General features: G+C 73.3%; 21 protein-coding genes and 3 pseudogenes. 11 read left to right on the plus strand and 13 right to left on the minus strand.

The genetic code is table 11. The features are described 5' to 3' along the window. Positions 1-66 precede the first annotated feature (66 nt). Complete coding sequence (locus CP968_RS04160) at positions 67-591, plus strand: universal stress protein (RefSeq protein WP_150521707.1); 525 nt, start codon at positions 67-69, stop codon at positions 589-591. A gap of 120 nt (positions 592-711) precedes the next feature. Here the strand turns inward: CP968_RS04160 and CP968_RS04165 are convergent, their stop codons facing one another. Then, on the minus strand, positions 712-2,157 hold the full coding sequence (locus tag CP968_RS04165) for a glyceraldehyde-3-phosphate dehydrogenase (protein ID WP_150516690.1): 1,446 nt from the start codon (positions 2,155-2,157) through the stop codon (positions 712-714). 327 nt (positions 2,158-2,484) lie between these two features. Between CP968_RS04165 and CP968_RS04170 the strand changes: the two genes are divergently transcribed. Beyond that, positions 2,485-2,841, plus strand: a complete 357-nt coding sequence (locus tag CP968_RS04170) for an SAV_915 family protein (protein WP_150516691.1) — start codon at positions 2,485-2,487, stop codon at positions 2,839-2,841. Between the two features lie 19 nt (positions 2,842-2,860). After that, entirely contained in the window at positions 2,861-4,195 is a 1,335-nt protein-coding gene (gene lysA / locus CP968_RS04175) for a diaminopimelate decarboxylase (RefSeq protein WP_150516692.1), read from the plus strand. A 120-nt stretch (positions 4,196-4,315) separates the two neighbouring features. Here the strand turns inward: lysA and CP968_RS34005 are convergent, their stop codons facing one another. Continuing rightward, the gene (locus tag CP968_RS34005) at positions 4,316-4,468 is read right to left on the minus strand and encodes a hypothetical protein (RefSeq protein ID WP_167536754.1); all 153 of its coding nucleotides are present in this window, start codon (positions 4,466-4,468) and stop codon (positions 4,316-4,318) included. A gap of 3 nt (positions 4,469-4,471) precedes the next feature. Between CP968_RS34005 and CP968_RS04180 the strand changes: the two genes are divergently transcribed. Beyond that, a complete protein-coding gene (locus CP968_RS04180) occupies positions 4,472-4,660 on the plus strand; it encodes a hypothetical protein (protein ID WP_150516693.1) in 189 nt (62 codons plus the stop codon). A 225-nt stretch (positions 4,661-4,885) separates the two neighbouring features. Here the strand turns inward: CP968_RS04180 and CP968_RS04185 are convergent, their stop codons facing one another. Continuing rightward, positions 4,886-5,197, minus strand: a complete 312-nt coding sequence (locus CP968_RS04185) for a hypothetical protein (protein ID WP_150516694.1) — start codon at positions 5,195-5,197, stop codon at positions 4,886-4,888. 12 nt (positions 5,198-5,209) lie between these two features. After that, complete coding sequence (locus tag CP968_RS04190; RefSeq protein ID WP_150516695.1) at positions 5,210-6,757, minus strand: flagellin N-terminal helical domain-containing protein; 1,548 nt, start codon at positions 6,755-6,757, stop codon at positions 5,210-5,212. 617 nt (positions 6,758-7,374) lie between these two features. Here CP968_RS04190 and CP968_RS04200 point away from each other — a divergent pair. Then, a complete protein-coding gene (locus CP968_RS04200) occupies positions 7,375-7,734 on the plus strand; it encodes a hypothetical protein (protein WP_150516696.1) in 360 nt (119 codons plus the stop codon). Between the two features lie 38 nt (positions 7,735-7,772). Here CP968_RS04200 and CP968_RS04205 read toward each other — a convergent pair whose 3' ends face one another. Together CP968_RS04205 and CP968_RS04210 are read right to left on the minus strand one after the other, a co-directional pair. Then, on the minus strand, positions 7,773-8,030 hold the full coding sequence (locus CP968_RS04205; protein ID WP_150516697.1) for a hypothetical protein: 258 nt from the start codon (positions 8,028-8,030) through the stop codon (positions 7,773-7,775). Positions 8,031-8,086: 56 nt separating this feature from the next. Next, a complete protein-coding gene (locus CP968_RS04210; protein ID WP_150516698.1) occupies positions 8,087-8,353 on the minus strand; it encodes a hypothetical protein in 267 nt (88 codons plus the stop codon). Between the two features lie 130 nt (positions 8,354-8,483). On the opposite strand from CP968_RS04210, the gene CP968_RS04215 reads away from it, so the two are divergent. The 3 genes and pseudogenes from CP968_RS04215 to CP968_RS04225 all read left to right on the plus strand — a co-directional run bounded on the left by CP968_RS04215 (position 8,484) and on the right by CP968_RS04225 (position 11,557). Then, positions 8,484-8,768, plus strand: a complete 285-nt coding sequence (locus CP968_RS04215; protein ID WP_229886295.1) for a hypothetical protein — start codon at positions 8,484-8,486, stop codon at positions 8,766-8,768. 140 nt (positions 8,769-8,908) lie between these two features. Then, positions 8,909-10,273: pseudogene (locus tag CP968_RS34645) on the plus strand (NF041680 family putative transposase); the annotation flags it as partial. A 57-nt stretch (positions 10,274-10,330) separates the two neighbouring features. Further along, a complete protein-coding gene (locus CP968_RS04225; protein ID WP_150521709.1) occupies positions 10,331-11,557 on the plus strand; it encodes a GDSL-type esterase/lipase family protein in 1,227 nt (408 codons plus the stop codon). A 269-nt stretch (positions 11,558-11,826) separates the two neighbouring features. Here CP968_RS04225 and CP968_RS04230 read toward each other — a convergent pair. The 6 genes and pseudogenes from CP968_RS04230 to CP968_RS04250 all read right to left on the minus strand — a co-directional run. After that, positions 11,827-12,396: pseudogene (locus tag CP968_RS04230) on the minus strand (alpha/beta hydrolase); the annotation flags it as partial. Next, on the minus strand, positions 12,393-13,721 hold the full coding sequence (locus tag CP968_RS04235) for an SAM-dependent methyltransferase (protein WP_150516699.1): 1,329 nt from the start codon (positions 13,719-13,721) through the stop codon (positions 12,393-12,395). The pseudogene CP968_RS04230 and the gene CP968_RS04235, both read right to left, overlap by 4 nt. A 216-nt stretch (positions 13,722-13,937) precedes the next feature. Continuing rightward, the gene (locus CP968_RS34010) at positions 13,938-14,084 is read right to left on the minus strand and encodes a hypothetical protein (protein WP_167536755.1); all 147 of its coding nucleotides are present in this window, start codon (positions 14,082-14,084) and stop codon (positions 13,938-13,940) included. A 112-nt stretch (positions 14,085-14,196) separates the two neighbouring features. Further along, a pseudogene (locus CP968_RS04240) lies at positions 14,197-14,665 on the minus strand (molybdopterin-dependent oxidoreductase); the annotation flags it as partial. Between the two features lie 170 nt (positions 14,666-14,835). Next, positions 14,836-15,075 (minus strand): chaplin, encoded by a 240-nt coding sequence (locus tag CP968_RS04245; protein WP_150516700.1) that lies wholly within the window; start codon positions 15,073-15,075, stop codon positions 14,836-14,838. Positions 15,076-15,249: 174 nt separating this feature from the next. After that, a complete protein-coding gene (locus CP968_RS04250; RefSeq protein WP_150516701.1) occupies positions 15,250-15,840 on the minus strand; it encodes a hypothetical protein in 591 nt (196 codons plus the stop codon). Between the two features lie 205 nt (positions 15,841-16,045). Between CP968_RS04250 and CP968_RS04255 the strand changes: the two genes are divergently transcribed. Both CP968_RS04255 and CP968_RS04260 read left to right on the plus strand, forming a co-directional pair. Then, positions 16,046-17,425, plus strand: coding sequence for a cytochrome P450 family protein (locus CP968_RS04255; RefSeq protein ID WP_150516702.1), 1,380 nt, complete (start codon positions 16,046-16,048; stop codon positions 17,423-17,425). A gap of 26 nt (positions 17,426-17,451) precedes the next feature. Next, on the plus strand, positions 17,452-18,546 hold the full coding sequence (locus tag CP968_RS04260) for an amidohydrolase family protein (protein ID WP_150516703.1): 1,095 nt from the start codon (positions 17,452-17,454) through the stop codon (positions 18,544-18,546). 21 nt (positions 18,547-18,567) lie between these two features. Here the strand turns inward: CP968_RS04260 and CP968_RS04265 are convergent, their stop codons facing one another. Beyond that, the gene (locus CP968_RS04265; protein ID WP_150516704.1) at positions 18,568-19,080 is read right to left on the minus strand and encodes an SRPBCC family protein; all 513 of its coding nucleotides are present in this window, start codon (positions 19,078-19,080) and stop codon (positions 18,568-18,570) included. Positions 19,081-19,270: 190 nt separating this feature from the next. On the opposite strand from CP968_RS04265, the gene CP968_RS04270 reads away from it, so the two are divergent. Further along, on the plus strand, positions 19,271-21,415 hold the full coding sequence (locus CP968_RS04270; protein ID WP_167536756.1) for a protein kinase domain-containing protein: 2,145 nt from the start codon (positions 19,271-19,273) through the stop codon (positions 21,413-21,415). Positions 21,416-21,786: the final 371 nt, after the last annotated feature.

Raw genomic sequence — 21,786 nt, forward strand, 5'->3', positions numbered from 1 at the left:
GGCGCCGGCCGTTGAATGGGATCCGGAACCGGAGGAGTCGGAGGTGGGGCGGTGGCCCAGCGGGTGGTGGCCCAGCGCGTGGTGGTGGGTGTGAGCGGCTCGGCGGGCAGCCTGACGGCCCTGCACCGGGCGGCCGCCGAGGCGCGCGCACGGGACGCGGAGCTGTGGGCGGTACTGGCCTGGCAGTTGCCCGGCGGCGGTTTCGGCGGCCGGGCGTGGGGCGATCCCGAGCTCGTCGGGCAGTGCCGTGCCGCGGCGGTGGAGCGGCTCCGCGAGGCGCTCGACGCGGCGTTCGGCGCGGCGCGGGCGGGCGTGGTCCTCGTGGGCCGGACGGTCCGGGGCACCCCGGGGGCCTGCCTGGTCGACTCCGCCCGCGGCGGGGACCTGCTGGTGCTCGGCGCGGGTGCGCGCGGCGGCCCGCTGGGGGCGGCGTTCGGCGTGCTGCGGCCCTCGGTGGCCCGGTACTGCGTGGCGCACGCGCCCTGCCCCGTCCTGGCGGTGCCGCCGAGCCCGCTCCAGGGCGCGCTGGAGTCCGTACGCCGCCGCAACGCGTGGCACGTCCCGCTCGACGCGCGGGAGTTGACGGACTGAGCGGCCCGGGTGGCGCCGGGTCCGGGCACGCGAAGGGGCGGCGGCCGGTGCGCGAACGCACCGGCCGCCGCCCCTCGGCCGCGCCGCCGACCCGGCCGGGCCGGGTCCGTCCGGGCCGCTCTAGACGACCGGGACCGGGTACGTCGGGTACTCCACGCCTGAGACGTGCTGCACGACCCGGATGACCTGGCAGGAGTAGCCGAACTCGTTGTCGTACCAGAGGTACAGGATCGCGTCGTCGCCCTCGACCTTGAGCGCGCCGGCGTCGACGATCGAGGAGTGGCGCGAGCCGATGAAGTCGCTGGAGACCGCGTCGGGGGCGCTGATGAAGTCGATCTGGCGCTTGAGCGGCGAGGCCAGCGAGACGTTGCGGAGGTAGTCGAGGACCTCTTCGCGGGTGGTCTCGCGGGCGAGCCGCAGGTTGAGGATGGCGATCGACACGTTCGGCACCGGGACGCGGATCGAGCTGCCGGTGATACGCGCCTTGAGGTCGGGCAGCGCCTTCGCGACGGCGGAGGCGGCGCCGGTCTCGGTGATGACCATGTTGAGCGGCGCGGAGCGGCCGCGGCGGTCGGAGCTGTGGTAATTGTCCAGCAGGTTCTGGTCGTTCGTGAACGAGTGGACGGTCTCCACGTGGCCGCGCAGCACGCCGTACTGGTCGGCCATGGCCTTGAGCGGCGGGACGATCGCGTTGGTGGTGCAGGACGCGCAGGACAGGATCTGCTCGTCGGGCTTGATCGTGTCGTGGTTGACGCCGTGCACGATGTTCGGGACGTCGCCCTTGCCCGGAGCGGTCAGGACGACCTTGTCGATGCCGGGACGCAGGTGCTTGGACAGGCCCTCGCGATCGCGCCACTTGCCGGTGTTGTCGATGAGGATGGCGTTGTCGATGCCGTACGTCGTGTAGTCGACCTGCGAGGGGTCGCCGGCGTAGATCACCTTGATCTCGTTGCCGTTGGCGATGATCGTGTTCGTCGCCTCGTCCACGGTGATCGTGCCCTGGAACTGGCCGTGGATCGAGTCGCGGCGCAGCAGCGAGGCGCGCTTGACGATGTCCTGGTCGCCGCCCTGGCGGACGACGATGGCGCGCAGGCGCAGGCCGTTGCCGGAGCCGGCCTTCTCGATCAGCAGGCGGGCGACGAGGCGGCCGATGCGGCCGAAGCCGTACAGGACGACGTCGCGGGCCTCGCGGCGCTCGATCTTGTTGTCGCCGGTGGCGCCGACGACGGCCTCGGCGGTGAACTCGGCGACCGACAGGCCCCGGTCGTCGCTCTGGTAGGTGGCGGCGAGCATGCCGATGTCGATCTGGGACGGGCCCAGGTCGAGCGTGGTGAGGGCCTGGAGGAACGGCAGGGTGTCGGTGACGGAGAGTTCCTCACCGGCGATCTGCCGGGCGAACCGGTGGGTCTTCAGGATGCTGACCACCGACTTGTTCACCAGGGAGCGGCTGTGGAGGAGGACGGTGACGTCCCGCTCGCGGTGCAGCTTCCCGATGATCGGGATCATCGACTCCGCGATCTCCTCGCGGTTCTTCCAGTTGGTGAACGAGTCGTCATTGACAGTCACAGGCTTATCTTTCGAGCTAGGCGGCGCTCATATGCTAACCCGACACTTTTTCGACCACTCACGGGGTGCCCCCGGAGCCGTGTGCCGTGCGGCGGGCGGCCCAGCGGGCCGTGGCCGGCCGGGCCCCCCGAGCGGTCGCGGACCGGTCCGCGACCGGTCCGCGTCAGTGGCGCATCAGGAGCGGTGCGCCCGCCGTCAAGGTCGCGTCATGGGGTGGCCGGCAACGTACGGGGCGGGGCCGGACCGGGGATAGCTTCGTGGCGAGCCCCGGTCCGCCTCCCCGCGACCGGGGCCCCACCCGCCGCTCGTGGTTCCCCTGGAGGGCCCATGTGTCTGTTCCTGTACGACGACGATCCCGAACCCGAGGAACGGGTCCCGGCCGGCCCCCTGTACGTACCGGCCCGGCCGGGCCCCGCCCAGGTGGTGGTACGCCTCTTCCGCACCCCGCTCGGGGCGCGCACCGCCGTCGGCTTCACCAGCGCGGAGCGGCTGGCCGCCACGCTCGGCGACGCGCAGCCCTGGATCCGGCTCTCGGCGCCGGCGCTGCGCGCCGTGGCCCGGCCGCTCGGGGCTCAACTGCTGACCGTCGACCCGACGCTCACCGCCCGTCCGGCGTCCGCGCCACCGGCGGCGCCTCCCGCGTCGGCGCCGCCGACCCCCGAGACCGCCGCCCGGACCGTCTGACCCCGAAGGGGATCGCACCATGACCGTAGCCGTCCTCCCCGAGGTCACGGCCGACGCCGACGACCTGTCCGTCTGGCCCGCGTCCACCACGCTCCTGCCGCGCGGCGGCCTGTCCGTGGGCGGCGTGTCGCTGGCGGCCGTCGCCGAGCGGTACGACACCCCCGTCTACGTCCTGGACGAGGGCGAGGTGCGCGAGCGCTGCCGCACCTACCGGGACGCCTTCCCGGACGCCGACGTCCTGTACGCGGCCAAGGCCTTCCTCTGCCGCGCGATGGTGCGCTGGGTCCGGGAGGAGGGGCTGGGCCTCGACGTCTGCTCCGCCGGGGAACTGGAGCTCGCCGTCACCGCGGGCTTCCCGCCCGAGCGCATCACCCTGCACGGCAACGCCAAGTCGCCCCGCGACATCGAGACCGCCCTGCGGCTCGGGGTGGGGCGGATCGTGATCGACAGCCCGTCGGAGATCCCCCGCATCGCCGCCGCCGTCGGGCCTCGGGGGCGCCAGAGGGTGATGGTGCGGGTGGTGCCCGGGGTGTCGGCCGGTGGCCACGAGAAGATCCGTACGGGTACGGAGGAGCAGAAGTTCGGCCTCTCCCTCACGGACGGCTCCGCGCAGCACGCCATCGCCCGGATCCTCGGCCAGCCGCAGCTCGAACTGACCGGCCTGCACTGCCACATCGGCTCGCAGGTGACCAGCGTGAAGTCGTACGAGGTGGCGCTGCGCCGCATGGTGGGCCTGATGGCGCGCGTCCGCGACGGCCACGGGATCGCCCTGCCCGAACTCGACATGGGCGGCGGGCACGGCATCGCGTACCGGCCCGGCGAACCCGCCCTGGACCTCACCGCGCTGGCGCGCAAGCTGCGGACCGGTCTGGCCGAGAGCTGCGCCGCCGCCGGGCTGCCCGTGCCCCGGCTGTCCGTGGAGCCGGGCCGGGCCATCGCCGGGCCGGCCGGGGTGGCGCTGTACCGGGTGCTGGCGGTCAAGCGCACGGGCGAGCGGCTGTTCGTGGCCGTGGACGGCGGGATGAGCGACAACCCGAGGCCGGCGCTGTACGGGGTGCGGTACGCGCCCCGGCTGGTGGGCCGCGGCTCGTCGGCCGCGCCGCGCACGGCCACGGTCGTCGGCCGGCACTGCGAGGCGGGCGACGTGCTGGCCGCCGACGTCCCGCTGCCCGGCGACGTCCACCCGGGCGACCTGCTGGCGGTGCCGGTGGCGGGCGCCTACCAGCTGTCCATGGCCTCGGGCTACAACCTGGTCGGCCGCCCGCCCCTGGTGGCGGTCCACGAGGGCACGACCCGGCTGCTGGTCCGCCGCGAAACCCTGGCCGACTTCCGCAACCGCGACATCGGCGGCTGAGCCGCCCGTCCGGGCCCGCGACCAGGAGCCGACGCTTGATGACGTGGGAGCGCTGGACCGATTCGCGGCGGCGCTGGGGGCCTTCGCGGCGAAGGCCGCGGGTGTAGGGGCGGGGCGCGGTCACAGGCGGCTGCGGATGTCGTCGCTGAGGGGGACGAGGTCCAGGCCGCGGTAGTGCATCCACCCGGCGGCGGCCGCGTCGTGGCTGCCTTCGTCGCCGTGGCGGCAGCCGCTCACGAGCTGGAGGGGCGGGCCTGGCGCGAGCGTCAGCATCGCGTGAACTGGGGTGAAGACAGCCTCGTCGACAGCGCCTTCTACGACTTCGCCGACCACCAGGCCCTGCCGGAGCACGAGAGGCAGACCGCCGACGCCCTGCTCCGCACACAGCACCGGTGGCCTTGGCTCCGCACCCGCAAGCGCCTCATGCGCACCTGGGTGACGACCCATCCCGACGTGAGCAGCTGACGCGGAAGTCTGGACAGCCAGCTCAACGTCCCCGGCGCCATCCCGCGCCGGGGACTTTCGCGCTGACAAGACCCCGCGCCGGACTGACATCTACTCTGCGCACGACAGGGACGGTTCCCGTCGTGAGCGCCGTGTTCCGGCGGAACACGGTGCCGAAACGACAGAAGCCCCCGACCGCTGGGAGCGCGGTCGGGGGCTTCTGGGTGTGTCCTGGTGGTGGCTCGGTCACCGGTTTCCGGTGACCGAGCAGGGGCGGTTGCCGTTCTGATCGGCCCTGGGTGTCACGGAGCCGACCGTAGACGGCTGCGGCGGAGGGTGGAGGTACACCTCGCACGCGGCGGCGAAGATGACGGCGAACGTCTCGGAGGGGTCGTCCTGGAGGCACTCCCACCACGCCATGGCGACCAGGTCGGCCAGCTCCTCAGCGTGCTCCTGGTCGATGTCGACAGCGGCGCCGGTCGCGCAGCGCGGGCCGCGCGCGGTGAGCCAGGCCGGGGGTGTCCCGGGCGGGTGGCAGACGTGCAGGGCGGCGTACACGAGGCCGGATTACTAGAGGGTGTTGAGGAGCGCCAGGATTCCCTGAGGTCCTTCGCCGGGTGTGCGGAGCGCTTCCGTGGCTGTCTGTTGCAGGATTTCCCTCTTGGTGAGGTTGGCGGTCTTGGACTCGCTGGCGCGGGCTTCGGACAGGCCGGCGATGGTGTTGTCGAGGTTGGCGATGATGCCGCTGAGCCGGTCTCGTGCGGCACTGAGTGCACCACGGTAGTTGTGGACGCTGTCGATCGCGGTGGTGATGGGGGCGAGGAGATCAGGGCCTGCGGGGTCCTGCCGGGTCAGATCGGCGGTGTCCACGCCCAGCGTGACGGTGTCGGTCTTCTGCAGATGGATGGTGAGGATCTCGCTCTCGTCGGCGCCGACCCGGATGACCTGGGGGGACTCCTCGGCGAGGATGCGAATGCCGTTGAAGTCGGTTTGGGCGGAGATCGTGTCGATCTCCGCCCGGCACTGGGCGACGTCTGCCTGGAGCAGTGACAGGATCGTCCTGCTGTTCGTCCCGTTTACTCCCTGCGCGGTCACCGTGTACATCCGCTGCAGGTGCTCGACCACCTGCTTGAGGGCGTCTTCGGCGGCCTGCGTGAGGGCGACGCCGTTGGCCGCGTTGCCGCTCGCCAGGGTCAGGGCGTCGATCTGCGCGGTGTACTGGTCGGCGGCGGACGGGGCACCGGGATCCGCCGCCTCGAACGCCTTGGCCTGGAGCCGGGCGCGGGCCGCGGACAGGTTGGTGATGGTGTTGTCGAGATTGACGATGATGCTATCGAGCTGGTTCTGGGCGGCGCCCATCTCACCACGGAAGCTGACGACGCGGTCGAGCGCGGTGCTGATGAGTTGGAGGGGACCGGGGTCCGGGTGGTCCTTGAGGGTGAGGTCGATACTGTCCAGGCCCAGCGCCTCGCTGTCCACCTTCTGCAAGTGGATGGTGAGGGTCTCGCCCTCGTCGGCCCCTACTCGAACAACCTGGTCGAGTTCCTGGGAAAAGACCTGGAGGCCGTTGAAGTCGGTCTGGGCGGCAATCCTGTTGATCTCGAACAGGCACTGGGACGCTTCTGCCTGGAGTGAGGCCAGGCCCGTGCTGCTGTTCGTCCCGTTCAGGCTCTGCACGGTCAGCCTGTGCACACTCTGCAGGTTCTCGACCACCTCCGTGAGGGCGCCTTCGACGGTCTGCGCGAGGGACAGGCCGTCGGCCGCACTGCGGATCGCCAGGGTCAGGGCGTCGATCTGCGCGGTGTAAGGGTCAGCAGCGGACGGCACGTCGGCATCCGGCACCCCGAATGCCTTGATGCACGCGGGTGCGATCGACTCCACGAACGGCGGTACTTCGTGGGCCACTTGGGCGGTGACCTCTTGCAGCCCCACGTCGGCCCGCTTGGAGAGCGCGATCAAGTCCTCGGTGGCGACGTGCGTCCACACCTCCGGCCAGGTGAGCTCAACGTTGGGCCCGCTGTTGATCCACGAGGCGAACTTGCCCGCAGTCGCCGGATCCTCCGCCAGGTCCGCTATCAGCTTCCCCACCCGCTGCACCCGATCGGTGGATTCGCTCATCACAACCCCCACTACGCTCAAAGAAATTGAAGAAACAAAAGCATCTTCACAGAAAACGTCCAACCCGCCCTAAAGAAAGGCCAACATCTCCCGAAACCGAGACGAAGACAGTTTTCGTGTGATAGAGGCACCGAAAGGGTCTGTCCAGTAAACGGGCCTTCCACGAATTTTGTAGGCGTTGATCGGCTGCTCGGTTTCGGCCCGGCCGGGTGCCTCACTGCGGCAGGGTGGTGGTGTGTGATGTCGAGCTGACAGACCTGTTGCCGCACCTCTCGTCGGTGCTGGTCGAGACGGTGGAGACAGACGGAGGCCTGGTCAGGATCACAGTGCGGACCGTGGACGCGGTGCCGGTGGACTGTCCCGGCTGCGGGCGGCCATCGGACTGGGACCACAGTCGACCAGCCCGGCGCCGGCGGGGACGTGTGCGGGATCACCGGGCCGAGCGCGGCGCTTTGCGCGCTCGTGACAGTCGCTGCACGAGCCGTCCGTCATCCTCGTCACGGCTCTCCCGTGCCCGTAGCACCACCGTTCAGCACCCACCCCTGAGCACCCGAACCGCCCCGCCACCAAGACCCGGAGGCTTCCACGACTCCTTCCGCGAGAAGGTCGAGGCCCTGGTGAAGGCGAAGGCGGCCGGAGAGACGGTGGAGAAGGCCGAACCGCCGGCGGAGCCGACCGGTGCCGTCGACCTCATGGAGGCCCTGCGCGCCAGTGTCGAGCGGGCCGGCAGTCCCAAGGACACCGGCGAGAAGGCAGCCTCCCCCGGCGGCCGGGCGGCCGGCGGAAAGAAGGCGCCCGCCGCGAAGAAGCGGGCGCGCTCCGGGCCGGCAGCCAAGGGCCGGGAGCTGGCGGCGCTGACGAAGGCCGAGCTGTACGAGAAGGCGGCCGCGGCCGGCATCCCGGGCCGTTCGTCCATGAACCACGACCAGCTCGCCGACGCTCTCGCCCACACCGGCCGCGACCGGCGCAAGGCCTGACCGCCGCGTGGTGGGAGGTCTGACGGGCACGGTCGTGGTCAGGCCACCGTGACGCGCAGGACGTACGGCTCGCCCGTACTGATCGCCTGCGCCTGTTCCCTGAGATCCGCGTCCGTGAAGCCGAGCAGCGCCTGATCGGCGGCCCGGCGCAGCAACGGGAGGATCTCGGCGACGGGCCGGCCTCGGTGCACTTCGGCGAGCTCGGCGAAGGCCCGCTGGTAGGGGGCTCCGTAGGTGCTCGCGCTGTCGGCCAGCAGGTGGTCAAGGTGCTGTCGCTCGATGCTGATCTCGCCCATGGCCCGCTCCTTCGGTCCTCCGGAGCCCCGTCCGGTCCGGACCCTCGCCTTCGACGCTACGAGGCCGGTCTGACATCGACCCCCGACCGGGCAGCGGCCGCCATCTGGCTGATGAGGTCCTGGAGGAGCTCGCGGACGGGTGGCGGCATCGTGCCCTCGGTGGCGAGGAGGTGCCACTGGCCGCCGGGAATGCGCTGGTCGAGCCGCCGGAACTCCCCGAGCTGGTAGAGCAGCATCAAGGTGTCGAGGGCGTGCTGGGTTGGTGGCCAGTCGCGGTCCTTCAGCGTGCTGAGCAGGGCCGGGGCGGCCGTGAAGCGACTCATCAGCCACTCGCGGGCGGCCTCGCCCGCGTGCCCGGCGGCAAGTTCCTCCTCGACCCGTGTGCTCAGCTTGTTCTTTTTCTTCTGACCTCGACGCCGAAGGTTGGGCGGGCAGCCGCGTGACCGTTGATCTGTGACGCGCCACAGCGCGCTGACCTGGCAAGATGCTTCCATGGAAACTGGGTTCCCCTGGGGGTCTACACCAACCGTCGATCTCCGCCCGTGGCGTGCTGACGCGATCGTGCTGTTCGACTGGCTGATGAGCACCGACCTGAACACCGTGCCGATCACGCACCCGGCTCAGAAGCAGGCTCTCGCAGACTTGCTGGCACGCCTGGAGGAGGTGGACATCATCGAGTCCACCGGTGAAGAGATCGCCGCAGCCCAGGCCGAGGTGGCCAAGAACATGGGTTGGTAGGGACTCGCTCGAGGTTCGGGTCCCCTCGAAGGGCGCCTCGAACTGCGTCGCTCACATGGAGAATCACCGGACATGGGGGCGGCCTTCGTCTGATCATGTGCTCCGACCAAGGTGCACGTGACCACGACGAAGGCCGTGAGGTGAGTCTGCTGCCTGATGCTGTTCGGAGGGAAGCGTTCGCGGAGGCGTCACGCTTCCGGGGCGAGTTCTACGAGTGTCTGACCGCTCGGCGCGACGAACTGTTCGAGTTGGTGGACGCGGTGCTGTGTGCCGATGGTGCGGTGAAGTCCCCGGTGGACTTGACCCCTCTGCCCGAGCACCGTCGTGGGCACGGAGCGATGTACGGCGGCCTGAACCACGGCAGGATCGACGTCGACCGGCTCCGGACGCTGCTGGCAGGGCTGCCCCTGCCGCGGTTCGACGGCGGGCGCCTGGTCTTGGCGGTCGATGTGTCACCGTGGCTCCGCTCGGACAGCGCCGTGCTCAGCCGACCGACTGTTCTGTCACGTCTACGGCCGCGCTAAAACGGCCTCGCAGTTCATCCCGGGCTGGCCCTACTCTTTCGTGGCCGCACTGGAGCCGGGCGCCACATCCTGGACCGCGATCCTGGACGCGGTCCGGCTCGGACCGATCGACGACGCGACCGCGATCACCGCCGCCCAGCTCCGAGGAGTCGTTGAACGACTCATCACCGCGGGGCAGTGGCAGGCCGGGGACCCGGCCATCGTGATCGTCAGCGATGCCGGCTACGACGTCACCCGCCTGGCCTGGGTCCTGCGCGACCTGCCCGTCGAGCTGGTCGGCCGGGTCCGCTCCGACCGCGTCATGCGCCTGCCGAAACCACCGAGGATGCACGGCGTCAACGGCCGACCGCCCAAGCACGGCCCAGAGTTCCGCTTCACCAAGCCGGAGACCTGGCCCGAACCCGCGACCACCACGGTCACCGACACCACCAACTACGGCAAGGCCGAGACCCAGGCGTGGGACCGCGTCCATCCAAGACTCACCCACCGCTCCTCCTGGCTCGACCACGATGGTGAACTGCCCCTGGTCGAAGGAACGCTGATTCGGTTGAAGGTCGAGCACCTGTCGAAAGACCGGGACGCCCCACCGGTGTGGTTATGGTCCTCGAAGACCAGCGCGACCCCGGACGATGTGGATCGTTTCTGGCAGGCGTTCCTCCGCCGCTTCGACCTGGAGCACACGTTCCGCTTCGTGAAGCAGACCCTGGGCTGGACCATCCCGAAACTCCGCACCCCCGAGGCTGCGGACCGCTGGACCTGGATCTTGATCGTCGCCCACACCCAGCTCCGACTAGGCCGTCTCTTTCGGATCTTGCCAGGCGTCGCGGGCCCGGCAAGATCCGAAAGAGACGGCCTAGTGGGCGTCGGCGATGTGTCGGGTGCCGACGCGCTTGCGGAAGACCCAGTAGGTCCAGCCCTGGTAGAGCAGGACGCCCGGGAGCGTCACGACTCCCGCACCGCCGCGGCGGCCGCCCCGCGCCCGGGCGCCGTACGACAATCCGTTGTACGGGCCACATATCCGAGGGGCATGATGGACCCATGAACGAGCGGAACGACGGCGTCCCGGGCGGCCCCACGGCGGCCGGAGCGACCGACTGGACCACCACGCCCGTCACCGCGGAGCTGCTGCGCGGCGCCCTGGACCTGGAGGTGACCGAGCACGGCGTGCTCCCGCACCGGCTGCCCGCCCGGGCCCGCGCCCAGTGCGCGGACGGACAGCTCGCGATGGCCGAGGCCCAGCCCTCCGGCGTACGGCTCGCCTTCCGCACGCGGGCCACCACCGTCGAGCTGGACGCGCTGCGCACCCGGACGGCCTACGTGGGGGCCCCGGCCCGGCCCGACGGCGTGTACGACCTGCTCGTCGACGGCCGGCTGACCCGGCAGGCGGCGGTGAGCGGCGGCAACGTCCTGCTGGTGGACATGACCACCGGGGCCACCGAGACCCGGCCCGGCCCGGTCGGCACCGTACGGTTCTCCGGCCTGCCCGACCGGGCCAAGGACGTGGAGATCTGGCTGCCGCACAACGAGATCACCCAGCTCGTGACCCTGCGGACGGACGCCGCGGTGGAGCCTCCGGTGGACCGCGGGCGCGCCAGGTGGCTGCACCACGGCAGCTCGATCAGCCACGGCTCCGACGCGGCGAGCCCCAGCACGACCTGGCCCGCGCTCGCCGCCTCCCTCGGCGGCGTCGAGCTGACCAACCTGGGCCTCGGGGGCAGCGCGCTGCTCGATCCGTTCACCGCCCGCGCGCTGCGCGACACCCCCGCCGACCTGATCAGCGTCAAGATCGGCATCAACCTGGTCAACACCGACCTGATGCGCCTGCGCGCCTTCGGGCCGGCGGTACACGGCTTCCTCGACACGGTGCGCGAGGGCCGTCCGACCGTGCCGCTGCTGGTCGTCTCGCCCGTCCTGTGTCCGATCCACGAGGACACGCCCGGCCCCAGCGTCCCGGACTTCTCCGAGTTCGGCGACGGCAGGATCCGGTTCCGGGCCGCGGGCGACCCCGCCGAGCGGGCGAGCGGCAAGCTGACCCTGGGCGTCATCCGCGACGAGCTGGACCGCATCGTGCGGCAGCGGTCGGCCGAGGACCCGAACCTGTACCTGCTGGACGGCCGCGAGCTCTACGGCGAGGCGGACGCCGCCGAGCTGCCGCTGCCCGACGGGCTGCACCCGGACGCCGCCACGCACCGCCTGATGGGCGAGCGCTTCGCCGCCCGGGTGTTCGGCCCGGGCGGCCCCTTCGCCGCCCGCAGCGACGCCTGACCCTCCGCCGGCGCCCGACCGGAACCTCCGGCCTGCGCGGGACCGGCGCGGTCCGCCCTCCGGCGTCCCCGTCGGCCGATCTCGTCGAGGACGCGGCCGGCGGGGACGGGCGGGGCCGCGGGTCCGGGCGGGCCGGTCAGGGCCGCCGGGAGCGGTGCCAGGCCGAGCAGACCGAGGGTCAGGGCCGTGGCGAGCCGGTGCCAGGTCCGGTACCCGCGCAGCATGGCGTGGCCGCCCTCGGGCATCGCGACGCCCAGGGTGCGGGCGCCCACCTCCTGTGCGCGGGCCAGATGGCTCCAGGTGCCCCCGGCCGAGGTCACCCGGTCCTGCGGGTCGTGCAGGGCGACCACGCGGCGGCCGGCGAGCTGCCCGACCGGTTCTCCCGGCGGGCACCAGGGGGCGAGGGCCACGATGCCCCGGACCTGCGGTTCGGCGGCGATCCGCAGGGCCGCCCGGGCTCCCATCGAGTGGCCCACGAGTACGACCGGGACCGGTCCGGCCAGCTCCGCGACGGCGGCCAGGGCGTCCCGCGCGTCGCGGACCGGGTCCTCGCGGCGGCCGTTCCAGCCCCGGTGGCGGTAGCGCACGTGCCCGACGAGCACCCGGTCGAGGAGGGTGGCGCGTACCAGGCCGGAGGCGAGCGGCCGCATGCGCGCGGCGGGCAGGTTGAGGGCGGGCGGGGGGCCGAGGGCGTCCGCGCGGCCGCCGTGCAGCAGGAGCACGGCGGCCGCGGGGCGGTCCGGTGCCCGGCGGATGCCGAGGCTCCCGTGGCCGTCGGCCGCCGGTGCGGAGCGCGCGTGCGGCTCCCCCGGGCGGGGGGCGGGTCCGGCGACGCTCATCGGCGCCGCTCCGCGGACCGCGGTGCGGTGCGGGTGAGGAGCAGTTGCCGGACGTCGAGGTAGTGGGAGCGGAAGCCGGCTTCGGAGTAGGCGAGGTAGAGCTCCCACATCCGGCGGAAGGTGTCGTCGAAGCCGAGGGCGTCCACCTGTGCGGCGTGCGCGGTGAACCGCTCGCGCCACAGCCGCAGCGTCTCCGCGTAGTGGTCGCCGTAGCCGTGGTCGCAGGCGACGCGCAGTCCGGCCGCCGTCGCGTTCTGCTCGATGGCCTCGCGCGACGGGATCAGGCCGCCGGGGAAGACGTACTTGCTGATCCACGTGTGGGTGCGGCCGGTGTGCAGCATCCTCTCGTGCGGCATGGTGATGGCCTGGAGGGCGATCCGGCCGCCGGGGGCCAGCGCGTCGTGCAGGGCGGTGAAGTAGACCGGCCAGAAGTCCGCGCCGACCGCCTCGATCATCTCGACGCTGACGACGGCGTCGTACGAGCCCTCGACGTCGCGGTAGTCGCACAGCCGTACCTCGGCCCGGTCCCCCAGCCCCGCGGCGGCGATGCGCCGGCGGGCCAGGTCGCGCTGCTCGGTGGAGAGCGTCACGCTCACCACGTCGGCCCCGCGCGCGGCGGCGCGCAGCGCGAGTTCGCCCCAGCCGGTGCCGATCTCCAGGACCCGGGTGCCGGGGCCGACCGCCGCGAGGTCGAGCAGCCGGTCGATCTTGCGGTGCTGGGCGTCCGGGAGGGCTTCGGGACGGGCCGGGAAGGACGTGAAGACCGCCGACGAATAGGTCATCGTCTCGTCGAGGAAGAGCTCGAAGAGCGCGTTCGACAGGTCGTAGTGGTGGCTGACGTTCTCCTTCGCCCCGGTGACCGTGTTGCGCTGCGCGTCCGGCCGGCGGCTGACCCACGCGCCCCGCAGGCGTCGCAGCGGCGCGGGGACGAGCTCGTCGAGGTGCGAGGCGAGCACGGTGAGCAGGCCGGGCAGGTCGTCGCTGTCCCATTCGCGGGCCATGTAGGACTCGCCGAAGCCGATGAGGCCCTGGCCGCCGATCCGCCGGTAGAAGGCGTCGGGATCGTGCAGGATCAGGGTCGGTCCGGTGCCCGCGGACCGTCCGGCGCCGGTCGCCGTGCGCAGCGGCAGCCGGGCCAGCGCCCTTCCGACGAGCAGCCGGGCGACGGCCGTGTGTCCGGGCCGGGTCCGGGGCCGGGCCGTCACGTCGGGCCAGGCCGGAGCGTCGACCCGGCGGGGCGCCGGCGGTGCGGTGTGCGGGCGTTCGGTGAGCGGAGGGAGGGAGAGGGTCACTGCGCGGTGCCTTCCTGGGGTGGCGGCGGCCATCGGTCCGGACGGGCGGGTCGCCGTCGGAGTGCCGGGCTCCCGGGGCGGGTCGCCGGCGGGTGCCGCGCCGCCCCGCGACGGCCCGTCCCGCGTGGTTCGCGGCGGCGGGGGGCGCGGATTGGTCCGATCGGGGGAACGGAGCGAGCCGGGCTGCTCGTACGGGGCCGTTCCGGCGGGCGGCTCGGGTGCGTCCCGCCCGCCCGCGGCCCCTGCGGCTCAGTGGGCCGGGGCTCCGTACTCCGCGTGCTGGGTGTGGAAGCCGTACCGCTCGTCGGGGTCCTCGGAGTCCAGGGCGGGGAACGAGGTGCGGCGGGCCTCGGCCCGGGCCTGTTCCACCAGCCGGTCGAACTCTTCGTCGGTCATGTCGATCGCCTCACGGTTTCCCCTCCCCCTTGATTCGCCGCAGGCACGCCACGGGATTGGCGAGGGGGTGAGGGGGTGAGGGGGTGAGGGGGTGAGGGGCGGGCGGGACGGGTCATCCGACGGTGACGAGGACGCTGTGCCAGCCGCTCGCCCCGTCGGGGATGGTCCCGGTGCGCCGCTCGGTCTGTACCCGGCCGGTGCCGTCGGTGGCGCGGACGGCGAGGGTGTGGCCGCCGGGCGTGGTCTTCCAGGGGCGGGACCACTGGCGCCAGGTGTCGCGGGTGTCCTGGACGGCGAGGTCGGCGTCGTGCCAGGGCCCGTCGTCGGTGCGCACCTCGACCCGTCGGATGCCGCGGTGCTGGGCCCAGGCGACGCCGGCGACCGTGACCGTGCCCGGGGCGGGCCGGGCGAACGGCTGGGGGGTGTCGATGCGGGCCTCGGTCTTGACGGGGGCACCTGCGGGGCCGGCTCCGCTTGACCCAGTAGGCGTCACAGGCGCCGAAGGTGGTGAGCTCGATGTCCTCGATCCATTTGCCGGCGGACACGTAGCCGTACAGGCCGGGCACCACCATCCGGACCGGTACGGGCACTGCGGGTGGCGGTGCCGACCACCACCCGCAGCGGATCCCGTCCTGCCGGGCCGGCCGCGGGGGCCGGGTCCTGCGCACAGGACTCCGCGCCGCGGCGAGGACGGGTTCATCCGGCCCTGGCCACCCCGTTCATCGGCCGGGCCGGAGGCTGTCGGTCCCGGTCAGGCGTTGACGCAGGTGTTGCCGAAGGCCGGGTTCAGCAGGCCGATGACGTTGACGGAGTTGCCGCAGGCGTTGACCGGGATGTGGACCGGGACCTGGATCAGGTTGCCGGACGCGACGCCCGGCGAACCGGCCGCGAGGCCCTGTGCGCCGGCGTCGGCCGAAGCGGCGGACGCGCCGCCGACCACCGCGGCTCCCACCGCCAGTGCGAGTCCTGCGGTCTTCAGAACACGGGACATGAATGCCTCCCACAGAAGTGCGTTCCCGGCGCGCTCCATCGTGCGCCGGTCCGGGGCCGATGGTTTCGCACCCCACGACGAGCATTTCGGCACGGTCACGGGCCCGGCTTGGCCCCCGTGGAGCGCTTCCCTCGAACGGATGACGGCGACCCGCCGGATGGACGGCGGCCTGCGCTACGGCCGGGGCCGCGCTCCCGCCCCGCCGGCCGGCTTGGGGCGGACGGTGCCGGGGAGGCAGGTCACGGCCGGGTTGTAGGTCTCGTAGCGGCCCTTGGGGTTCGCCTTCCAGAGCCACAGGTGCAGGGCGTAGTGGATCGGCTGGCCCGGGAAGTTGCCGGCGCGCGGACCCGTGAACCGGGTGCCGAAGAGGCTGGGGCGGTCGTCGTCGGTGGCCGCGTTCTGGTCCCGGTCGTAGACCAGCCACTGGACCCCGACGAGGCGCTTGCCGCCGCGGCCGTCGTCCTCGTAGAACAGCGCGGCGGGCTTGGCCGGGTCGACGGAGTTGTCGTAGGCGTGGTTGAAGTGCGGGTAGCCGAGCGAGCCCGAGCCCGCCCGGTCCGTGACGCAGTACTTGTCCGGGACGTAGCCGGCCTTCACCGCGTTGGCGTGGAGCTGGTAGGCGGCGGTCGCCCGGTAGACGACGGCGCGCTGGGTGGCGGCCGCCCGGTCCGAGGCGGTGGCCGCGGACGCGGCGGTGGGGACGGCGACGGCCGACAGCGCGAGCGCGGCGGCTGCCGTGAGGACCGGGGCGGTACGTCGGGCCATGTGCGGACTCCTCGGGAGGGCGGGCTGCGGCACCAGCCCTTCCCCGGCGGGGAGGCGTCCGACACCCGGCCCGGCCGTCCGGCGGACGCCCGGTCGCCCGGTCGGCCGGGGCGACTCACTCGAACGGGCAGGGGACCGTTTCGCGCCGCGCCCCCGCAGGGAACCGGTGGGTCCGAGAACCCGAGTGTCACGGAGGGCGTGGAAGATGACGCAGGAGAACGCGGCACCGCACGACGGCGGCACGCTGGACGAGATCGTGTCGGCCGTGTCCCGGGGCGCGCCGGAGTACCGCACGTGCCCGCACCCCGCCTACGCCGTCCTGCGCGAGCAGGACCCGGTGTGCCTGCTGAAGCCGGCGCACGGGATCGACACCTACCTCATCACCCGGTACGACGACGCCCGCGACGCCCTGTCGGACCCGCGCTTCAGCAAGGACATGCGGGGCGCGCTGGACACGTACCACGCGGTGTACGGCAGCTTCTTCGACGCCCTCGACGACAACGTGCTCAACTCGGACCCGCCCCGGCACACCCGGCTGCGCCGCACCCTGCGCGGCGCGTTCACCCCCCGGCGGGTGGAGGAGATGCGGGCCGGGATCACAGCGATCGCCGAGCGCCTGCTGCGCGAGTGCCGGGCGCGCAACGAGGTCGACCTGATGTCGTCCTTCGCGTTCCCGCTGCCCATCGCCGTCCTGTGCGAGCTGATGGGCATCGCGGAGGAGGAGCGTCCGGAGATCCTGGAGCACTTCTCCGTCGTCACGCGCGCCCGCTTCGACCCCCGGCTGAAGGCGGAGCTGCTGGCCGCCGAGGAGTGGCTGCGGGAGCGGCTGGGGCAGCTCGTCGCGCAGACCCGCGCGCACCCGTCGGACTCCTTCCTGGGCGACCTGATCCGGGCGGAGGACGCGCTGGACGACACGGAACTCGTCTCGTCCATGTGGGTCATCTTCTTCGCCGGGCACAAGACCACCGCGTTCCAGATCGGGAACACCGTCCTGCACCTGCTGCTGCGGCCCGACCAGTTGGACAAGCTCCGGCGCGACCCCGCGCTGGTGCCGCGGGCGGTCGAGGAGATCGTGCGGTTCGAGGGATCGGTGGAGACGTCGACCTTCCGGTACGCGGCCGAGGACGTGCGGCTGCGGGGCACCCTGATCCCGAAGGGCTCCCTGGTGCAGATCGCCCTCTCCTCGGCCAACCGCGATCCGGAGAAGTTCGACGCCCCCGACGTCCTGGACGTGACGCGCGAGGGCATCCAGGGCACGCACCTGGGCTTCGGCCACGGGACGCACTACTGCCTGGGGGCCCCGCTGGCCCGGCTGGAGCTGGAGATCGCGCTCTCCTGCCTGCTGCGGGAGTTCCCGGAGATGCGGCTCGCCGATCCCCGGACGAGCCGCGAGGCCTGGCTCAAGGGCCCGGTGGCCGCGTTCCGGGGGCTCCAGCAGCTCCCCCTCGTCCTGGATCCGTCCACCGGCCCGACCGGGGACGCCGGGGCCGCGGACGACACCCCGGAGCCGCCGGCCGCGACGGCGCTCTCCCCGGCCGCGCTGCGGCCCGCGCCGTCCCCGGCCCCCGCGGCCCCCCGCACGTAACCCACCACCGACGGACGGCGACCGGCATGCAGGACTCTGCGAGCACCTCCGAACTCCCCCACCCGGACGGCCCGGTGGGCGCTCCGCCGGCCGCCGTCGCGGACACCGGCGACCGCGCGCGCCTGGAGCCGGGCGCCCTCGCTCCGGGCCCGGGCGCGGTGCCCGGGTCCCCGGCGAAGATCGACATGCACCACCACTACTGCGCCCCGGAATGGCGCGAGTGGGCCGTGCGCCACGGCCTGGTCAAGGCGGAGCACCTGCCGCCCTGGTCCCGGCTCGACACGGCGGCGTCGCTGCGGTTCATGGACGCGGCCGGCATCACGACGGCCGTCCTCAAGCCCATGCTTCCGGCGCGCTACCAGTCGTCGGCGCAGCTGCGCGAGGCCATCGCCATCACGCTCCGCTCGATGATCGAGGTCGCCGGCGCGCACCCCGGCCGGTTCGCGTTCTACGTCCCGCTCTTCCTGGACGACCACGACGCCTCGTCCTGGGCCATCCGTCGCGGGATCGGACAGCTCGGTGCGGTCGGGGTGAACGTGACGGCCAATTACGGGGGCGTGTATCTCGGGGATCCGGCCTACGACCGGTTGTTCGCGGAGCTGAACGACTGTTCCGCCGTGGTGGACACCCATCCGCACAACCTGCCGGGCGGCCCTCCGGGAGCGGCGACGGTCCCGGGCGTGCCGAACTTCATGTGCGACTTCCTGCTGGACACCACCCGCGCGGCCGTCAACATGATCGCCAGGAGGACCCTGGACCGCTTCCCGGACCTCTCGGTGATCCTGCCGCACGCCGGCGGCTTCCTGCCGTACATCGCGACGCGGATGCGGGCCCTGGGACGGTTCTGCGACCCGCCGGTCGACCCCGGCGCGGTCGCCGACCACCTCCGGCGCTTCTACTACGACACGGCCGGCCCCATGGCGCCCGCGGCGACCCTGCTGGCCCACGTGCCCGCCGACCACGTCCTGTTCGGCACGGACTGGCCGGCGGCCCCCGCCGACACGGTCACGGAGCTGGCCCTCCCCGAGCTGGAGGCGGACCCGTCGTTCACTCCCGAGCAGGTGCGGGGCGTCTACCACGACAACGCGCTGCGCCTGATCCCGCAGTTGGCGACGGTCTGACGGCGGGGCTCCGAGCGGCGCTCAGGCTCCCGCGGCGGGGGCTTCGAGCGCCGCCTTGAGGTTGCGCAGGGTGATGCGGATGTTCCTGCGCTGGAAGTCGGCGAAGGTGTGGCCCCGCGTGGCGACCCGGTCGAAGGCGTTGGCCGCGGCGTCGGGCCACGCCCGCCGGTCGTCGGTCCACGTCTCCGTCACCCGGGTGCCGCCCTCGGCCGGCTCGAACCGGTACTCCCAGGTGGCGATGGGGCCGCGCAGCAGCGGCCGCTTGAGTCCGATCGCGTGGACCCGGAACCGGAAGAGCCGGCCCTCGTCGGCCGCGGTGACGGTGCAGCGGGTGGTCCAGCGGAAGGGGCCGCGCTTGTTGTGGCCGTCGAAGGCCATGCCGACGTGGGCCGCTCCCCCGTCACCGGCAACGGTGGCGCCCAGGTTCTCCGGGCTCCAGGCGCCCATGCGCGCCGGGTCGGAGACCTGCTGGTAGACGGTCTCCGGGGGGAGGGCGACGAGGACGCTGTCGGACACGCTGAACGTACGGGACATGACACTCCGATCTTCGGGGCCGACGCTATCGTCTGACCGTCGCACCGGCCATACCGGCCGGTTCCCCGTGTTCCGCTCCCCATGCTCCGGTTCCCGCGCCCCCGGGCCGGCGGGGTCCTCGCTTGACGGGTGCGCGCCGTGGCCGGTAGGAGATGCTGTCACCGCACGGATCCGGACAACGGGGGACCACATGAAGCCGCTCGAAACGGGCGATCCCACTTCGGTCGGCGGGGGCCGCTACCGGCTGGTGGGGCGGCTCGGCCAGGGGGGCATGGGCGTGGTCTACCTGGGGCGCTCCCCGTCCGGCCGCGCGGTGGCCGTCAAGGTCGTGCGCCCCGAACTGAGCACGGAGCCCGGTTTCCGGCGGCGGTTCGCCGACGAGGTCGCGGCCGCGCGGCGGGTCGGCGGCTTCCACACGGCGCCGGTCGTCGACGCCGACCCGGAGGGCGAACCGGCCTGGCTGGTCACCGCCTTCGTGCCGGGCCCCACCCTCCGGACGGTGCTGGCCCGGGTCGGTTCGCTGCCCGTGGACACGCTGACCGTGCTGGCGGCCGGTCTCGCCGAGGCGCTGGAGGCGATCCACCGGGCCGGGATCATGCACCGCGACCTGAAGCCGGCGAACATCATCGTCGCGGAGGACGGGCCCCGGGTCATCGACTTCGGCATCGCGCGCGCCCTGGACGGTACGGCCCTCACCCAGACCGGCCTGCAGATCGGCACCCCGGGGTTCCTGGCGCCGGAGCAGCTCACCGGCGGCGCGGTGACCCCCGCGGTGGACATGTTCGCGCTGGGCGTGGTGCTCGCCCAGGCGGCGGGCGGCGCGCCCTTCGGCGACGGCCCGTCGGCGGCCCGGCACTACCGGGCCGTGCACGAGGAACCGGACCTGGAGGGCGTGCCCGACGAGCTGTGCGGGGCCGTCGCCGCGTGCCTGGCCAAGGACCCGGGCGACCGGCCCACCCCGACCGCCTTCCTCGGCGGGCTCACCGTGCGCCACCCGGCCGGCGACCACTGGCTGCCGGAGGCGGCCACCCTGCTGCTCCCCGACCCGCAGACCCCGCGGGCCCCGCGGGCTGCGGCCGGGGTCGAGGAGGGGGCCGGTGGTGAGGGGGGTGGCGGCGGCCGGCAGGGCGCCGGCGGGACGGCCCCGGACCCGGCGGACCCGGCCGACCCGGCAGCGCCAGATCGCGGGACGGGGCCGGAGGGGGTCGCCGGATCGGGCAGGGGGCCCGGCGCTGGGCCCGGCCCCGGCGCGACCGCGGCCCCGGCGGCCGCGGCCCCCGCTGCCGTGGGCCCGTACCCCGTCGAGCCGCCGGGCCGGGGCGCGGTGTCGGCGCCGGGTGCCGGGCGGGCGCGGCGCGGGCGTACGGCGGTGGGCGCGGGGGTGCTCGTGGGACTGCTGGCGGCGGGCGGACTGGCGGCGTGGCAGCCCTGGCACGGCACCACGGACGACGGGGCCGCGCCCGGCGCGGACGGTCCGCCCGCCACCGCCACCGCCACGGGGCCGGCTCCCTTCCCGACCGCTCCCCTGCTGGTCCGGCTGGACACGGCCCCGGGCTGGCCGGGCACCTGCCACGGGGTGATCGCCGGGCGCGACGCCGCCACGGACGCGCCCCGGCAGCTCGTGGCGGGAGACGCCTGCGACGTCCTCCCGCAGTGGTCCCCCGACCACGCGTCCTTCGCCTTCACCCGCACCACCGCCACGGGCACGGCCGTCTGGACCGCGAAGGCCGACGGTTCGCAGCCCCGGCGCATCGCCGCCATCGCGGGCGGCCGGGTGTCCTGGTCGCCGGACGGCACGCGGCTCGCCGTGCTGCGCCTGAAGGACGGCGTACAGCAGCTGTTCGCGGTGGCCGTCGCCGACGGCGCCGCCCGGCAGCTCACGACCGGCACCGGCCCGGTCGAGGACCCGGCGTGGTCGCCGGACGGCCGCCACGTCGCCGTCTCCCTGCAGACCGCACCGGACGACTGGCAGATCCACCTGGTCGACCCGGACGCACCGGGCGGCGCACCGCGGCAGGTGACCCGGCTCCCCCACCCGGCGCTCGACGCCGTGTGGTCCCCCGACGGCACGACCTTCGCGTACACGGCGGGCACGTACGGGGCGGGCACCCAGGGCGACATCCGCCTCGTCGGCGCGGACGGCGCCGGCGACCGGGCCTTGGTGGCCACCGACGCCCACGAGATGGATCCGGCCTGGTCACCCGACGGGAAATGGGTGGCGTTCGTCCGCGGACCGTACGAGAAGCCGGCCGTCTGGGCCGTCCGCGCCGACGCGACCGGCGAGCGGCTGCTCACCACCGCGAGCACGTCCGAGGCCCATCCGGCCTGGCGCTGACGGTCCCGGCCCGCAGGGCGCGGGCCGGGCGGTTGCGGACCGATACGAAGATCGGCACTTACCAGGCCACTGCCGTGTTACAGATCGCATGTGCGAGGTCTGGTGCCGGATTCCGTTGGATGATTCACTGGAACCCGACAGGCCGATCCGGCCGGTTTCCGTGTCCGAAACCAGTCGTCCCCTCGGGTCGACCCCTGGTTCACTGGGTGCGGACACCCGCCCCTGGACCGCTTGGCGGCTCTCGCGGGTCGCAGCGGGCGCGGTGAAGGAAGCCCCTGTCCGTCGATCGCGGTGTTCGACGGACAGGGGCTCCGTCACGTCCGCCCCACGACGCGACCGGCCGCCCCCGGGCCCGCCCCCTGCCCGCGGCC

Source organism: Streptomyces subrutilus (assembly GCF_008704535.1).
Taxonomy (GTDB): domain Bacteria; phylum Actinomycetota; class Actinomycetes; order Streptomycetales; family Streptomycetaceae; genus Streptomyces; species Streptomyces subrutilus.

Bases quoted from the DNA above. Each gene is read 5' to 3' on its own strand.
- CP968_RS04170 (WP_150516691.1), top strand. From the start codon at position 2,485: ATGTGTCTGTTCCTGTACGACGACGATCCCGAACCCGAGGAACGGGTC.
- lysA (WP_150516692.1), top strand. From the start codon at position 2,861: ATGACCGTAGCCGTCCTCCCCGAGGTCACGGCCGACGCCGACGACCTG.
- CP968_RS34005 (WP_167536754.1), bottom strand. From the start codon at position 4,468: ATGCTGACGCTCGCGCCAGGCCCGCCCCTCCAGCTCGTGAGCGGCTGC.
- CP968_RS04190 (WP_150516695.1), bottom strand. From the start codon at position 6,757: ATGAGCGAATCCACCGATCGGGTGCAGCGGGTGGGGAAGCTGATAGCG.
- CP968_RS04205 (WP_150516697.1), bottom strand. From the start codon at position 8,030: ATGGGCGAGATCAGCATCGAGCGACAGCACCTTGACCACCTGCTGGCC.
- CP968_RS04210 (WP_150516698.1), bottom strand. From the start codon at position 8,353: ATGAGTCGCTTCACGGCCGCCCCGGCCCTGCTCAGCACGCTGAAGGAC.
- CP968_RS04225 (WP_150521709.1), top strand. From the start codon at position 10,331: ATGAACGAGCGGAACGACGGCGTCCCGGGCGGCCCCACGGCGGCCGGA.
- CP968_RS04235 (WP_150516699.1), bottom strand. From the start codon at position 13,721: ATGGCCGCCGCCACCCCAGGAAGGCACCGCGCAGTGACCCTCTCCCTC.
- CP968_RS34010 (WP_167536755.1), bottom strand. From the start codon at position 14,084: ATGACCGACGAAGAGTTCGACCGGCTGGTGGAACAGGCCCGGGCCGAG.
- CP968_RS04245 (WP_150516700.1), bottom strand. From the start codon at position 15,075: ATGTCCCGTGTTCTGAAGACCGCAGGACTCGCACTGGCGGTGGGAGCC.
- CP968_RS04250 (WP_150516701.1), bottom strand. From the start codon at position 15,840: ATGGCCCGACGTACCGCCCCGGTCCTCACGGCAGCCGCCGCGCTCGCG.
- CP968_RS04255 (WP_150516702.1), top strand. From the start codon at position 16,046: ATGACGCAGGAGAACGCGGCACCGCACGACGGCGGCACGCTGGACGAG.
- CP968_RS04260 (WP_150516703.1), top strand. From the start codon at position 17,452: ATGCAGGACTCTGCGAGCACCTCCGAACTCCCCCACCCGGACGGCCCG.
- CP968_RS04265 (WP_150516704.1), bottom strand. From the start codon at position 19,080: ATGTCCCGTACGTTCAGCGTGTCCGACAGCGTCCTCGTCGCCCTCCCC.
- CP968_RS04270 (WP_167536756.1), top strand. From the start codon at position 19,271: ATGAAGCCGCTCGAAACGGGCGATCCCACTTCGGTCGGCGGGGGCCGC.